14 protein-coding genes are annotated in these 13,578 nt (G+C 61.9%); 7 read left to right on the top strand and 7 right to left on the bottom strand.

Going from position 1 to position 13,578, the window contains the following annotated elements:
- Nucleotides 1–5 precede the first annotated feature (5 nt).
- From HFC70_RS23280 to HFC70_RS23260, 5 genes are all read left to right on the top strand, one after another.
- Complete coding sequence (locus HFC70_RS23280; RefSeq protein WP_168475693.1) at nucleotides 6–782, top strand: cyclase family protein; 777 nt, start codon at nucleotides 6–8, stop codon at nucleotides 780–782.
- A gap of 40 nt (nucleotides 783–822) precedes the next feature.
- Nucleotides 823–1,623, top strand: a complete 801-nt coding sequence (locus tag HFC70_RS23275) for an aspartate/glutamate racemase family protein (protein WP_168475692.1) — start codon at nucleotides 823–825, stop codon at nucleotides 1,621–1,623.
- 124 nt (nucleotides 1,624–1,747) lie between these two features.
- Entirely contained in the window at nucleotides 1,748–2,452 is a 705-nt protein-coding gene (locus tag HFC70_RS23270; protein ID WP_168475691.1) for a GntR family transcriptional regulator, read from the top strand.
- Nucleotides 2,453–2,460: 8 nt separating this feature from the next.
- Nucleotides 2,461–3,552, top strand: a complete 1,092-nt coding sequence (locus tag HFC70_RS23265; RefSeq protein ID WP_168475690.1) for an LLM class flavin-dependent oxidoreductase — start codon at nucleotides 2,461–2,463, stop codon at nucleotides 3,550–3,552.
- A 3-nt stretch (nucleotides 3,553–3,555) separates the two neighbouring features.
- Entirely contained in the window at nucleotides 3,556–4,071 is a 516-nt protein-coding gene (locus tag HFC70_RS23260) for a flavin reductase (RefSeq protein ID WP_168475689.1), read from the top strand.
- Between the two features lie 15 nt (nucleotides 4,072–4,086).
- Here the strand turns inward: HFC70_RS23260 and HFC70_RS23255 are convergent, their stop codons facing one another.
- The 3 genes from HFC70_RS23255 to HFC70_RS23245 all read right to left on the bottom strand — a co-directional run bounded on the left by HFC70_RS23255 (nucleotide 4,087) and on the right by HFC70_RS23245 (nucleotide 7,056).
- Complete coding sequence (locus tag HFC70_RS23255) at nucleotides 4,087–4,593, bottom strand: MarR family winged helix-turn-helix transcriptional regulator (protein WP_168475688.1); 507 nt, start codon at nucleotides 4,591–4,593, stop codon at nucleotides 4,087–4,089.
- A gap of 19 nt (nucleotides 4,594–4,612) precedes the next feature.
- Nucleotides 4,613–6,202, bottom strand: a complete 1,590-nt coding sequence (locus tag HFC70_RS23250) for an NAD(P)/FAD-dependent oxidoreductase (protein WP_168475687.1) — start codon at nucleotides 6,200–6,202, stop codon at nucleotides 4,613–4,615.
- 68 nt (nucleotides 6,203–6,270) lie between these two features.
- Nucleotides 6,271–7,056 (bottom strand): cyclase family protein, encoded by a 786-nt coding sequence (locus HFC70_RS23245; RefSeq protein ID WP_168475686.1) that lies wholly within the window; start codon nucleotides 7,054–7,056, stop codon nucleotides 6,271–6,273.
- A 333-nt stretch (nucleotides 7,057–7,389) separates the two neighbouring features.
- Here HFC70_RS23245 and HFC70_RS23240 point away from each other — a divergent pair, with 333 nt between their 5' ends.
- Both HFC70_RS23240 and HFC70_RS23235 read left to right on the top strand, forming a co-directional pair.
- Nucleotides 7,390–8,961: an NAD(P)/FAD-dependent oxidoreductase gene (locus HFC70_RS23240; protein ID WP_168475685.1), complete on the top strand. Its 1,572-nt coding sequence runs from the start codon at nucleotides 7,390–7,392 to the stop codon at nucleotides 8,959–8,961.
- A gap of 87 nt (nucleotides 8,962–9,048) precedes the next feature.
- On the top strand, nucleotides 9,049–9,567 hold the full coding sequence (locus tag HFC70_RS23235; RefSeq protein WP_168475684.1) for a MarR family winged helix-turn-helix transcriptional regulator: 519 nt from the start codon (nucleotides 9,049–9,051) through the stop codon (nucleotides 9,565–9,567).
- Here the strand turns inward: HFC70_RS23235 and HFC70_RS23230 are convergent.
- The 4 genes from HFC70_RS23230 to HFC70_RS23215 form a co-directional block, all read right to left on the bottom strand.
- The gene (locus HFC70_RS23230) at nucleotides 9,560–10,348 is read right to left on the bottom strand and encodes a TIM barrel protein (protein WP_168475683.1); all 789 of its coding nucleotides are present in this window, start codon (nucleotides 10,346–10,348) and stop codon (nucleotides 9,560–9,562) included. The genes HFC70_RS23235 and HFC70_RS23230 overlap by 8 nt on opposite strands.
- 11 nt (nucleotides 10,349–10,359) lie before the next feature.
- The gene (locus HFC70_RS23225; protein ID WP_168475682.1) at nucleotides 10,360–11,364 is read right to left on the bottom strand and encodes a Gfo/Idh/MocA family protein; all 1,005 of its coding nucleotides are present in this window, start codon (nucleotides 11,362–11,364) and stop codon (nucleotides 10,360–10,362) included.
- Between the two features lie 10 nt (nucleotides 11,365–11,374).
- Nucleotides 11,375–12,274 carry a sugar phosphate isomerase/epimerase family protein gene (locus HFC70_RS23220; protein ID WP_168475681.1) on the bottom strand — a complete coding sequence of 300 codons (900 nt, stop codon included), beginning with the start codon at nucleotides 12,272–12,274 and terminating at the stop codon, nucleotides 11,375–11,377.
- 252 nt (nucleotides 12,275–12,526) lie between these two features.
- The gene (locus tag HFC70_RS23215; protein WP_168475680.1) at nucleotides 12,527–13,555 is read right to left on the bottom strand and encodes a LacI family DNA-binding transcriptional regulator; all 1,029 of its coding nucleotides are present in this window, start codon (nucleotides 13,553–13,555) and stop codon (nucleotides 12,527–12,529) included.
- Between the last annotated feature and the right edge of the window lie 23 nt (nucleotides 13,556–13,578).

The following is a 13,578-nucleotide window of genomic DNA, read 5'->3' as shown; positions in this document are numbered from 1 at the left end:
CAGTCATGTCCGCACTTGCCCATTTCGCCGCAGCGCTCTCGTCCGGCGCCATCCGCATCATCGACCTCACACAGACGCTGTCACCGGATTTCCCCGTCATCATTATACCGCCGGAACTGGGGCAATCGGCACCGGTCCGCATCGAGCGCATATCCCATTATGACGGCGCCGGCCCGGCCTGGTACTGGAACAATCTGAGCTTCGGCGAGCATACGGGCACGCATTTCGACGCACCGATCCACTGGTATACGGGCCGGGATCTGCCGCGCAACACCGTCGATACGCTGCCTGAGGCAGATCTGATCGCGCCCGCTTGCGTGATCGATTGTTCTGCGGAGGCGGCGATCGATGCCGATTACCTGCTGACGCGCGAGACGGTACTCGCCTGGGAGGCGATCAACGGCCGCATTCAGGCACGCTCCTGGGTCTTGATGCGCACGGACTGGTCGAAGAAGAGCGGCGCGGCCTATGCCGGTCTGCGGGACGATGGTGCCCATACGCCCGGCCCTGATGCCGATGTCATGGAATGGCTGGTGAGCGAGCGCGACATCCTGGGGTTCGGCACGGAGACGATCGGCACGGATGCCGGCCAAGGCGGGCATTTTCATCCACCTTATCCGGCCCATCATTTTCTCCATGGCGCCGGCCGCTATGGCCTGCAATGCTTGCGGGAGCTCGACCGCCTGCCGCCGACCGGCGCTGTCATCGTTGCCGCCCCGCTCAAGGTCCTGCATGGATCGGGCAGTCCGCTGCGGGTTCTGGCGCTCGTGCAAACCGCATAAACCCACGCTCCTTTCGTTATATCAGCTTGAAAGAACCGACATGCGCATCTTCTGGCAGAGCTTTATCGATTCCACGGCAAGTGCGGCCTACATGGCCAAGCTGACGGCCTATCTCAACGAGATTGCCGAGCCGGGCACGGTGGTCGAGGTGCATGGCATCAGCCCGCCGGACCGGGCCTTCTGCCGGCTATCGGAATTCCGCTGCGCTATCCTGGCGATCGACAATGGGCTGGAAGCGCAGGCGATGGGCTTCGATGCCGTGGTCATGGGCCATTTCCAGGACCCTGGTCTTTACGAGCTGAAATCGGCTGTCGGCATTCCGGTGATCGGCACCGGCGAGGCGACCCTGCACTATGCCGCACAGATGGGCCGTCGGATCGGACTGGTCACGCTCGACGACGTGTTCAAGGGGCTGCATCACGAACAGGCCGATCTCTATGGCCTTGGCGGTCGGGTGTCGCACATTGCCGGTCTCAATGCCGATCCCTCGGATTTCAGCGCCTGCTTTGCCGGCGATCTGGATGCCAGGACCCGCATGTTCGATGCCTTTCGCGCCTGCGCCGAGCCGATGGTGGCGGCGGGTGCCGACGTGATCGTTCCGGCCGGCGTGCTTCCGGGTCTTCTGGTCGGCGGCGAGTTCGGCCTTCGCATTGGTCATGCGCCGGTGGTCAATTGCGCCGCCGTGGCTCTCAAGGCGGCGGAAATGCAGGTACGCCTGCACAAGCTGAACGGCATCGAGCCGAGCGGCGGCCCGCATTGCGCCCGGGCGCCGCAACAGGCCATTGACGATTTTCGGCACTTGGTCGCCCATGGGCGCGTTTCGCCACTACATGCTCGATAATCGTATACTGTTATCTTATTGCAAGTCTAACATATCCGAAAAATTACGCATTTCGCGCTGTTTCATGAAATTATAAGCTTGAAATAACGGATTTTCCGTATACGATTTTATGCGGAGGTTCACCATGAATGTTCGCAATCTCAGCCTTGTCGAATCCGTCTATGCCGATCTGCGGCTGAAACTGCAGCTTAGCGAAATCGGCCCTGACGACCGGCTGGTCGATACCGAAATTGCCGAGATCTACGGCACGTCGCGCATGCCGGCGCGTGAAGCGCTGTTGCGGCTAGTGGCGGAGGGTTATCTCGTCGGGTCGACGCGCGGCTTCATGGTGCCGGTCCTGTCGCGCGACGATATCGTCGGGCTTTTCGAGCTGCGTCGCCAGTTGGAGCCGCGGGCCGCGGCCGCGGCGGCGCGCGATCTGACGCCGCAGGCCGAGGCAGACCTGCTGGCGGCCATGAATGCCATTCGCCAGGGCAACGAGCGCGACGACATCGCCCTGATGATCCGCGGCAATGTCGCCTTCCGCAGCGCATGGATCGCTGCTGTTCGCAATCCGCACATGGCGGCGACGATTTCCCGTTTCATCGATTATTTCCAGGGGCTGCGCATTGAGACCTTCGCCGATACCGAGACGCGCGGCGATTATATTGCGACGCTCGGCGGCCTGTTTGAAGCGTTCCGGGCCCGCGATCCGCTGCTGGCACAGGACCGGATGATGGCCTTCATGTTTGCAGCCGAAGCCGCATATCTCGCGGCGCGGGACAGGCAGATCGAGCAAGGCCAGGCGGCAAAGTCGCGGCGATCGAAAAAGAACACCAGACAAGAATGAGGGAACCAATGACTGTGATGCATCCGTTGAAGGGCGACAACAAACTCATGCTCGGCGTCTTCTCCGCCAATGCCGATGGGGGGCTGGCGATTACCGATGTTCCCGAGCGCTGGCGCGCCAGCTGGGACGACAATCTCAACGCGGTCCAGATCGCCGACCGGGCCGGACTTGATTTCTTCCTGCCGATTGCCCGTTGGTCGGGCTTCGGCGGCAAGAACCGGGTGCGCGAATGGTCGTTCGAGACCTTCACCTGGGCGGCAGCGCTGGCGGCGGTGACGCAGCGCATCGGCCTTTTCATGACCGTGCATGTGCCGATCGTGCATCCGCTTTATGCCGCCAAGGCCCTGGCGACGGTCGATCATATCAGCCATGGTCGGGCCGGCCTCAACATCGTCTGCGGCTGGAACCCGAAGGAATTCGCGATGTTCGGTATTCCGCTCGCGGAAAAGGGCTATGACCAGGCGCACGAATGGCTGGATGTCATCCAGCAGGCCTATTCGTCCGAGGCGCCTTTCGATTTCGACGGGCGCTATTACAAGCTCAAGGGTGTCGTCAGCCGCCCGGCCAGCCTGCAGTCGCCACGCCCGGTGACCATGAATGCGGCCTTTGGCGGGCCGGGCCGGGATTTTGCAGCGGTCAACTGCGATTACCTGTTCACGACCTTTACCGAGTTGTCGGAGGCCGGGCAGCATGTCGCCGATATCCGAGACCGATCGCAAAAGGCGGGCCGCGATGTCGGTGCCTATACGGTCTGCCATGTGGTCTGCCGCGATACGCAGCAGGAGGCGGAGGACTATTACGAGCGCTATGCCGTGACTATGGCCGACAACGACGCCGTCGATGCGCATATGGCCGGCAAGAAGGAGTTTTCGCAGTCCCATGACGCGGATGCCTATAACCGTTATCGCAAGCGTTTTGCCGGTGGCGCCGGCAGTTTTCCGCTGGTCGGAACGCCGGAGAAAATCGTCGAGCAGATGGTGGCGATTTCTGAGGCCGGCTATTCCGGCATTGCGCTGACCTTTGCAAACTACACCTACGAATTGCCATTCTTCTGCGATCGGGTGCTGCCGCCTCTGAAGCGCGCTGGGCTTCGGGTCTAGCACATGGACCAGATGTCGAAATCGATGATCGATCCCGTCACCCAGTTCGATTTCCGCAACGGCATGGCGTCGCTTGCCGCGGCCGTCCATGTGGTCACGACCGTGGGACCGGACGGCCGGTCGGGCTTCACCGCCTCGGCCGTCTGCAGCGTGACGGATACGCCGCCGACCCTGCTGGTCTGTGTGAACCAGAAGACGTCAAGCCTGGCTGCCATTCTCGACAGCCGGCACCTCTGCATCAACACGCTTACGCCGCATCACGAAGCGCTGTCGCGGCAATTCGGCGCCAAGATCCCGATGGAGGAGCGGTTCGCTGGCGGATCGTGGTCGCCGGGGATGCATGATGCGCCGGTGCTGGTGGATGCCCTGGTATCCTTCGAATGCAGCTTGCAGTCGGTGCAGGAGATCGGCACCCATACGGTGCTGTTCTGCAATGTGCTGAAGGTCAATCCGGGTGAGGCCAGCGAAGCCCTCGTCTATTTCGGGCGCGCTTATCGCACCATCTCCGTTGGCGGCTAGCCAACCGCCCGGCCGTCAGATGTCGTTCTTGCGGATATTGCGCAGGATCTTCTGCAGCGTGGCGAGGAAGGATCGATATTCGTCCTCGTCTATGCCGCTGAACATCTGCAGCAGGGAATCATACAGGACCGGCCACATCTGGTCGAAGGCGGTACGGCCTTCCTCGGTGATGCTGACATCGCGCACCCGCATGTCCTCCAGGCGCGGCTGGCGGCGGATATAGCCCTGCTCCTCGAGCGAATCCAGCGTGCGGCTCATGGTGGATTGTTCGATGACGGCAAAGACCGACAATTCGTTGATGGTCGCCGATGGCGTGATGCTGAGGACGGCCAGGGCCCGCATCTTGGCGGTGGTGATGTCGACACGCTTCAGCTCTTCCGCCATGTTGGCGTTCCAGCGGGCCATGACGCGGTTCATCAGATAGGGCGCGAAATTGTTGAGGCCGATTTCGCCGAGCGTCGGCATGTGATCGTATTCCTCGTGGTTTTCACGCAATACCGTTCCCGAGAAACGTTCGTCCATCGGCGGATCCACTCCAAGATTATTTCAATGTCGATGCGAGCAGGAAGCCGGATCCTCCGCCAAGGCCGGGCCCCGGATGGGTGGAGGCGCCGATATGGTAGAGGCCTGCAACATGAGTCCTGTGGTTAACCGCCGATTTGAACGGACGCCAGAGGAAAAACTGATCGAGCCCACAGAAGCCGCCATAGGGATCGCCGCCGACCAGGTTCATGTTCATCGCTTCGAGATCGGCCGGCGAATAGGCTTTGCGTGACAGGACATTGGTCTTGAAGCCATCGATATGGCGCTCGAGGATTGCCTCGATGCGGTCGGCATAGGCTTCCCGCAGGGCCTCGGTCCAGCGCCCGTCGGCAGGCGTTTGCAGTTCGCACGCGGCATCGCCCTTGATATGCCTCGGCGTTTCGGGAAGCTGCAGCCAGAGAATGGCCTTGCCCGCCGGAGCGCGGCTGGGATCCAAGGCGGTCGGCTGGCCGACGCAGATGGTCGGCACGGCCGGCAGCATGCCGCGTTCAGCCTCGTTGGAGGCGCGCGAGACGCCGTCGAGCCCCGGCGTCAGGTGAAGCAGGGCCACCTGGCCGAGTTCGCCTCCGGATTTCCATTGCGGCGGAGCATCCAGCGCATAATGGATCTGCATATTGCCCTTGCCGTAGCGGAAGCGGCGCAGGTCGTCGGTGATGCCGTCCGGCTGCTTTACCGGCCATTGCCGCAGCAGGCGGCCATAGAGCTGGTTCGGCGTCACGGAGGCGATGATGCCCGATCGGGCCCGGATCTCGGTGCCGTCGGCCAGCGCGACGCCGCCCGCCCCATTGCCAGGGCCGGGCAGCAGGCGGTCGACATCGGCACTTGTGCGGATCTGCCCGCCCTGATCGGCGATCAGCCGTTCGAAGGCCGTCAGCAGCGTTTGCACGCCGCCCTTGGCAACCGGGCAGCCGGCCAGTTCAACGGCAAAGGCAATGACCTTGGTCATCTCCGCCGAATAGCTGCTCTCCGGTCCAAGGCCACAATGCAGGGCCCATGGTGCCCAGAGGGCGTGGATGTCTTCTGACGCGTAGGTGGTCTCAAGATAGGCGCGCGCTGGCACCAGGGCTTCGCCGAACCATGCGGCCAGCCCCCGCAACCCGCGTTTCCAGGCTTCGCGGGCAACCGTCTTCAGCGTCGTGGTCGACCAGAGGTTGCCGCCGAGCAGCGCGAAGACGAAGCCGGCATCGGCGCCAAATGCGTTCATCTCGCGGTCGAAGGTCTGGCCGTCGCCCTTGGCCAGCATTTCGAAGGTGGCGATGTTGCGCTGGCGGTCCTTGGAATAAATGACATGGGAGCCGTCGGGACGCAAAACACCGGTCGGCAGGTCCGCATGGGCGAATTCCAGACCGCGCGCTTCGAGATCCTTGCCGAGCACGCCATAGGCCGGCGAGGTGAGAAACAGCACCATGGTCGTCGCCATGATGTCATGGATAAAGCCCGGTTCGGTAATCTCGGCCGTCGCCAGGCAGCCGCCGATGCGGGCATTGCGCTCCAGCACCAGCACTCTCTTGCCCTTCTTGCCGAGCATGGCGGCGGCAACCAGCCCGTTGATGCCGCTGCCGACGATGATGTAGTCGAAGTCACTCATGGCGGCACCGGATCGTCTTATTGGAAAGAGGAGCCCGGACAGCGAAATGTCCGGGCGTCTGGCTCGGCTCAGGCAATCAGGGCCAGCGCGCGCACCGGCGAGCCGGTTCCCTTGACGAATTTCAGCGGGGCGGCGATCAAAACGGCGCCCTTGGGCGGCAGCTGGTCGAGATTGCTGAGGCTGGCGAGGCCATATTTGTTGTTCTTGTGCATCAGGTTATGGGCCGGGAAGGGCGGGTTCATGCCGCCGGCCGAACCGGCATCCGTGCCAATGGTTTCCTGGCCCCAGCCGATGATGCCCTTGGACAGCAGATATTCGATGGCTTCGGCAGTCGGTCCCGGCGAATGCGGGCCGTTCTCGTCGGCATTCAGGAAGGTCTCGGTCGAGCCGTTGCGCTTGTACCAGTCGGTGCGCATCAGCACCCAGGTGCCGGCCTCGATCTCGCCGTGCTCGGCTTCCCATTCCTTGATGCTGTCGACCGTCAGCAGGTAGTCCGGATCGGCCGCGGCTTCCTTGGAACGGTCGATGACATTGACCGGAGCGACGAAGTTCTGCGGCGGAATGGTGTCCGTTGTATTGTTCGGATTGTCCTTGCCGGTGATCCAGTGACAGGGAGCATCGAAATGCGTGCCGGTATGCTCGCCAAGCTCGATCCAGTTCCAGGCCCAGAACGGACCATCCTGATCATATTGCGAGATCTTGTGGACCGTGACGCTCGGGGTGTTCTTGCCGAACTGCGGCGGCAGGTAAAGAACAGGGGTATCCGGGCCGAGCGGCGCGGTCAGGTCGACGACCTTGACGGAACCGGTCAACAGACCGGAAGCAAGCGTGGAAAGAATGGCATTTGCGGTCATGGTGGAGTTCCCCTTTTTCGGCCCGCATTCTGGTCGCGCATGGCATCGGCACTGGGCAGCCAAGCCGTGTTGACGCGGGCGGATGAGGTGAGCCTATGAGAGAAAATATGAGATTGCAAGTATTTGGGTCCTGCTGGGACGGGCCGAAATTGGCGTTGAATTGTCTCGATTCTGCAAGGCCTTAGTCGGAAAACAGCGCCAACACACATGGCAGAAAGCGAAAAATATTTCATGCTTCAATGAAATTGCGAAAAGGTGCTTGAGATCGATCGGCGGAAATGTATGCATATAAGGATAAATTGGGAACGAGAATGAGATTGGGGAGCGGGGCGCATGCGTACATATGATGCAGTGATCATCGGTGCCGGCCATAATGGCCTTGCGGCCGCCGTTCATCTCGCTGCCAAGGGCTGGTCGGTCGCCGTGGTGGAGGCGAAGGATGCGCCGGGCGGGGCGGTCAAGACGGCAGAACTGACGCTGCCGGGCTTTCGCCACGACCTGGCCGCCATGAACCTGTCGATGTTCGCCGGCTCCGCCTTTTTCGCCACCTACAAGCAGGACCTGATCGAGGCCGGTCTCGGCCTGGTGCCGGCGCCCCACTGTTTTTCCAGCGTCTTTCCCGACGGCACGTCTCTGGGCGTCAGCACCGATCTAGAGAAGACGGTGGCCGAGATCCACGCGCTGTCGCCGGCCGATGCCGATGCCTGGCGCGCCATGCTGCAGCGGTTTGGCGTCGATGCGCCGCATATCTTCGGGCTGCTCGGCTCGCCCATGCCGTCCGTCGCTGCCCTGAAGGTGTTGTGGAAGGCCTGGCGCGCCAACGGCACCGAATGGCTTTACCGCACCATCCGCCTGCTGATGGCCACACCGCGCGGGTTCCTCGATGCACATTTCGAAAACGACAGGCTGAAGGCGATGATGGCGGCCTGGGGGCTGCATCTGGATTTCGCCCCCGATGTCGCCGGCGGCGCCCTGTTTCCCTATCTGGAATCCATGGCCAACCAGGCGTTCGGCATGGTGATCGGCCAGGGTGGTGCCGACACGATCATCAAGGCGATGACGACCGCTCTGGAGCAGAAGGGCGGTACGCTGATGCTTGGCGCGCCGGTGGCAAGTGTCGAGATGGAGGGCGGCCGTGCGACGGGCGTGCTGCTGGCCGATGGCTGCCGCATCACGGCGAAAAAGGCGGTCATCGCCAACATCAATCCGACTCTTCTGTTCGGCAAACTCGTGCCGACCGCACCTGAGCGGGCCGATTTCGAGCGCAAGGCCGCCGCCTTCCGGCCGGGACCTGGGGCCATGATGATCCATCTGGCGATGGACAGCCTGCCGGACTGGACGGCCGGATCGGCGCTCAAGGATTTTGCCTATGTGCATATCGCGCCCGACATGCAGATGATGAGCCGTGTTTACGCCGAAGCCATGGGTGGCCTGCTGCCGGCCGAACCGGCCCTGGTCGTCGGCCAGCCGACGGCGATCGATCCGTCGCGGGCACCAGAGGGCAAGCATGTGCTTTGGGTGCAGGTGCGGGTGCTGCCGGGCGAAATCCGCGGAGATGCGCTGGGTACGATTTCCGCCACCGACTGGGATGCGGCGAAAGAGGCCTATGCCGATCGCGTGCTGGCGATCATCGAGCGATATGCCCCGGGTCTCGCCACCAAGATTCTCGCGCGGCGCGTGTATTCCCCGCTCGACCTCGAGCGGGAGAATGCGAATCTGATCGGTGGCGACAGCCTGTCGGGCTCGCACCATCTCGATCAGAACTTCCTGTTCCGGCCCATTGCCGGCTATTCACGCTATAAAACACCGGTCGGCTCGCTCTACATGTGCGGCGCATCGACCTGGCCGGGGGCTGGAACGGGGGCCGGCTCCGGATTCCTGTTGGCAAAGATGCTCGCGGGCTGATTGCAGTGCCCAAGACCTTTGACATTTCAACTATTGCCCCATAGATGGACTCTGGACCGATCAAAACCAAGCTTGGGCGCTATTGGCATGCATGCAGGGAACGAAGCCGTCGATCTGGAATTCATCGTTCAGGACGTGAAGGAGGGCGAGAAGCTCGAGCTGCGGCTTTGGCTTCGCATGCTGTCGACCACCAAACTCGTCTCGCAGGAAATCCGCCGCCGGTTGCGGTCCGAATTCGGTGCCACCCTGCCGCAGTTCGATATCCTGGCACAGCTTTATCGCGAGCGCGACGGACTGCGGCTCGGCGAGCTTTCCAAACGTACCATGGTGACCAATGGCAATGTCACGGGCCTGGTCGAGCGGCTGGAAGCCGACGGCTTGATCGTGCGCGAAACGCCGGATGGCGACCGCCGGGTGACCGTTGCCAAACTGACGCCGCGCGGCCAGGAGCATTTCTCCGCCATGGCCGCCGCGCATGAATCCTGGCTGCGCGACCTGATGACCGATGTCGATGCCAAGGCGATCCGATTGTTGCTGTCCAATGTCAGCGACATCAAGAAATCGGTCACCCGGCACCTGACCGAAGGGGCCACTGAGCCTAACTGATCGCCTGCCTGACCCAGGCAAGGCTCTCTTCAAGGGCGGCTTTTGGCGCTGAAAGAGCGTGGACGCTTTCTGCAAAGGGTTCGAAAGAGTACGGGCCGTCAAAGCCGGCAGACAGCAGCTTCCGGATCTGGGCGATATTTTCGAGCCGGTCCTTTCCGTCGATCAGAATGCGGTGTGCGTCGAGCATGTCCTCGACACGGACGTCTGGATCGGCCACGCCGGAGATGTGAACCAGCCCGGTCCATTCAGGAAAGAACGCGGTTTCCCCGGCCAGATGATGGTGGAAGGTGTCGTGGACGAGCTTGTAGGTCGTCTCGCCATCGGCGGCCTTGATCGCCTCGATCGCTTTTGCCTTCAGGCGAAGCGAGGAGACCGGAAAACCAAGTGGCTCGACGAGGCCGGTCAGGCCGCGGTCTTCGAGGATCGGCTTCATCTGTCTGAGCGCCTCGACTAAATCGTTGTCAGCCACTGCACGGCCATCGTTCAGCGGGCACATGACCAGGGCGCGGGCGCCGCAGCGGGCGGCATAATCGGCCATCGACCTTGCCCGCTCGGGCAGATCACCCGACCAGACATTGAACGGATACAGCGCATTGATCGAGATGATGGTGAGGCCGCTGTCTTCGGCCGCAGCCTTGACCGCTTCCGGTTCCATTGTGCCGACGATGTCGGGAATATCGTTGCGGATTTCCACCTCGCTCATGCCGAGTTGTCCGGCGAGGTCGAAGAACGATGCCAGCGTCAGGCGCGGTGCGACGATGTGGTTGAGGGCAAAACGCATGGGAGTACCTGTCAATAAAGAATGGGACGTGGCGGAAGGGCGATCGGCACGATGGCGCCGGTTTCCTGGGCTGCGACGCAGGCATCCGAGGTGATTGCCGCGACATAGCCGTCCCAGGACGAGGGGCCGGAGGCGGTGCCTTTGGCTGCGGCGAGGATGAAGTCCTGCAGTTCGACATCGTAGGAGGCGATGAAGCGATCCTTCCAGTCGGTGAGGATGGCGTTCTGCAGGCTGGCGTCCTTGCGCATGACCACCGACAATGGTTCCGGCAGGTTGGCAAGGCCTTCCTCGCCGACGACCTGGCACTGGATATCGTAACCGTAGCGGCAGTTGACGAAGACTTCGACATCGATGCGCACGCCCTTCTTCGTTTCCAGCAGCACGATCTGCGGATCGCGCAGCTTGGCGTGGCTATGGCTGCTTACGCGGGGGAAAACCACCTGCGCGGAGACATAGTCGTCGTCGAGAAGCCAGCGCAGCACGTCGATTTCGTGGATCAGCGTGTCGTGGATCGCCATCGGCGTCACATACTGTTCGGGAACGGCCGGATTGCGGTGGGCCGCATGAACCATCAACGGTGCTCCGATCTGGGAGTCCACGATCTTTTTCAGCGCAAGATAGCCGGCATCGTAGCGGCGCATGAAGCCGACCTGGACGAGCCGGCGTCCGAAGGCAACCTCGGCATCGACGATCCGCCGTGCCCCTTCCGCCGTGGTTGCCAGCGGCTTCTCGCAGAAACACGGCTTTCCGGCTGCAATGGCGGCCAGCACATATTGCTCGTGGGTGGCGCCCCAGGACGTGACCAGCACGGCGTCGACGTCAGGACTGGCGATCAGCTCCTCGCCGGTTGTGAAGATCTGTGCATCGGGCGCGATATCATTTTTTACAGCCTCGCAAGAGGCGATATTGACGTCCGATAGCGCGACGATACGACCGCCCTGCAAAACTTTGTTGATTCGCCGCGCATGGTCGCGACCAATGGCGCCGGTGCCGATAACTCCAATTCTTAACGTCACGTCTAAACCCTCACTTCCAGTGTCTGTCGATGTATTTCTGCATTTCGGTCCGCATGAACCGGCTCGACTCGTCGGCCCTGTCCTCCCAGGCGAACACGCAGGAGGTCATGATGCCGTCGAAGCCGATCTCGGCGAGCGTGCCGAAGAAGTCGTCCCAGGGCACTTCGCCTTGGCCAATGTTGAGATGCTGGTGCACGCGGGCGGCTGAGCCCGGCGGGTTGACGATGTAGCGAAGGCCGGACGAGGCCTTGTGATTGAAGGTATCGCCGACATGCACATGGGCCAGAACGTCCTTCGCCTCGCGCAGCATGGCCTTGGTGTCGTCGCCGAAATAGAAGGTGTGCGGCGCGCAGTAGAGGAACTTGACGTTCTTCGAATTGACGGTGCGGATGATGTCGAGCGCCGGCTGCAGCGTCTCACACCAGTCTTCCGGGTGCGGCTCGACATTGAGCTGGATGCCCTCGCGCTCGAAGATCGGCACAAGCTCTTCCATCGAGCGCCACCAGGCATCCTCACAGGCCTCGATCATCGAGCCAGTGTGGCAGCAGTAGCAGGAGCCCTTGTCGGGATGGGGGCCGCGGCCGAACTCGGAATTCATCGTATCCACCTCCAACTCGACGGCGATCTCGATGGCGCGTTTCCAATGCTTGACCGCGGCCTGGCGCTCGGTCTCGTCATTGGAAGCCCAGCGATACATCGGCAGCAGCGAGGCGATCTTCACGTTCTCGGCGGCGAGCGCCTGCTTGAACGATCGAATACGATCGGGAAAGACCCGCGGCGCCTTGAACCATTCGAGGAAATCGCCGCGCGGGCTGAGCTCGATCCAATCATAGCCAAGCTCGCGCACCTTGCGCGGCAATTCCTCGAGACTGGTGAATCGGTGCATGTGGGGGTCGAGGGCAATGCGCATGGCGGTCTCCGTCTAATCTGCATTCGGTGGTCTTGCGGGGGAGCAGGCCGACAGAAGCGCGCAACGGATCGCCTGCCGCATCGTGCGATGCGGACCGCAAACAGCCATTGATCGTGTCGAACGACGCGTGCTCCTCCGCAGCGCCTTGGCCGGCAGATTTCACGGAAAACCGTTAAGGGTCAATCGAAGACCGTCGCAAAGAATTTCATTGCTGATGGAAATGCATCTTATGAATGATGGAAATCCATCATTTCAGAAACTCTCGGGCGTGTAGATCTGAATAGGAAGAAAGCGCTGTCCCGGTGTTTCCGCCATTCCATTATCGATCGTATGGATCATCAGCGACAACAGATCGTCGCACAGCTGCGGCAAGGGCGTGGCCATCACCGCGGATACCACGCGATCCTGAAGGGCCTGCTGGGATTCCGGCGTCAACTCGTTGACGATCAGGACAAGATCCCCGGGTGCGCGCTGCTCCCTGACCGCGGCGATGGCGCCTTCCATGCCGCCGCCGGCGACATAAAGACCAGCGAGGTCAGGGTGGCGTTCCAGCAGCTCCGAGGTCGCCTCATAGGTTAGTTGCCGTGTCTCGAGGTTGGCCTGGGAGTTGAGCAATTCGAATTCGGGCGCATATTCCCGGAAATAGCTGCGAACGCCCGTTTCCCGCAATTCGTGGCCATGGAATCGATGTCCGCCGATGAAGACCCCGATCTTGCCGGGGCGTTTGGCAATATTTGCCATCAGCCATCCGACTGTTCGACCGACCCGCAGGTTATTGGTGCCGATATAGCTTTCGCGGATGCCCGGAGCGAAATCCGACAACAGCGAGAATGTCGGGATACCACGGCCCTTTAGCGCCGCCACGGCGTTGCTGACGCTCGGATGATCCAGTCCGGTGGCCGCGACCGCCTGGACCCTGCCGGACATGCCGTTGAAAAGCTCGGCCAGGTCCTGCGGCACGGTGCTTTTGGCAAACCGGACGGTCACCCGGATCCGGCGGTTGGTCTGGGCGGCGGCCTTTTCTTCGATCATGCTGGCGAAGCCCTGATAGAAGTGGTGTCGCTCCTTCTGCAGGATGAAACCAAGATGATATTCGGGCACATCGGCCAGCACGCGATGGCGAATGGCATTGGCACCGTAGAAATTGATACGGGTCGCTGCTTCCTGCACGGCCTGCATGGTTTCTTGCCTGACTTTGGCGCGTCCGCTCAGGATGCGATCCACCGTGGCGACGCTGACATTGGCCGCCTTGGCAAGGTCCTGGATCGTCGGTCGTCGCATTGGTGCTCGCAAGGGCTGAGGGG

Origin of the sequence: Agrobacterium sp. a22-2 (genome assembly GCF_012276985.1) — a bacterium.
Lineage (GTDB): Bacteria > Pseudomonadota > Alphaproteobacteria > Rhizobiales > Rhizobiaceae > Allorhizobium.
This window is presented reverse-complemented; position numbering and strand designations above follow the sequence as displayed.

Excerpts from the sequence above, each read along its gene's own strand:
- HFC70_RS23280 (WP_168475693.1), top strand. The coding sequence starts at position 6 with ATGTCCGCACTTGCCCATTTCGCCGCAGCGCTCTCGTCCGGCGCCATC.
- HFC70_RS23275 (WP_168475692.1), top strand. The coding sequence starts at position 823 with ATGCGCATCTTCTGGCAGAGCTTTATCGATTCCACGGCAAGTGCGGCC.
- HFC70_RS23270 (WP_168475691.1), top strand. The coding sequence starts at position 1,748 with ATGAATGTTCGCAATCTCAGCCTTGTCGAATCCGTCTATGCCGATCTG.
- HFC70_RS23265 (WP_168475690.1), top strand. The coding sequence starts at position 2,461 with ATGACTGTGATGCATCCGTTGAAGGGCGACAACAAACTCATGCTCGGC.
- HFC70_RS23260 (WP_168475689.1), top strand. The coding sequence starts at position 3,556 with ATGGACCAGATGTCGAAATCGATGATCGATCCCGTCACCCAGTTCGAT.
- HFC70_RS23255 (WP_168475688.1), bottom strand. The coding sequence starts at position 4,593 with ATGGACGAACGTTTCTCGGGAACGGTATTGCGTGAAAACCACGAGGAA.
- HFC70_RS23250 (WP_168475687.1), bottom strand. The coding sequence starts at position 6,202 with ATGAGTGACTTCGACTACATCATCGTCGGCAGCGGCATCAACGGGCTG.
- HFC70_RS23245 (WP_168475686.1), bottom strand. The coding sequence starts at position 7,056 with ATGACCGCAAATGCCATTCTTTCCACGCTTGCTTCCGGTCTGTTGACC.
- HFC70_RS23240 (WP_168475685.1), top strand. The coding sequence starts at position 7,390 with ATGCGTACATATGATGCAGTGATCATCGGTGCCGGCCATAATGGCCTT.
- HFC70_RS23235 (WP_168475684.1), top strand. The coding sequence starts at position 9,049 with ATGCATGCAGGGAACGAAGCCGTCGATCTGGAATTCATCGTTCAGGAC.
- HFC70_RS23230 (WP_168475683.1), bottom strand. The coding sequence starts at position 10,348 with ATGCGTTTTGCCCTCAACCACATCGTCGCACCGCGCCTGACGCTGGCA.
- HFC70_RS23220 (WP_168475681.1), bottom strand. The coding sequence starts at position 12,274 with ATGCGCATTGCCCTCGACCCCCACATGCACCGATTCACCAGTCTCGAG.
- HFC70_RS23215 (WP_168475680.1), bottom strand. The coding sequence starts at position 13,555 with ATGCGACGACCGACGATCCAGGACCTTGCCAAGGCGGCCAATGTCAGC.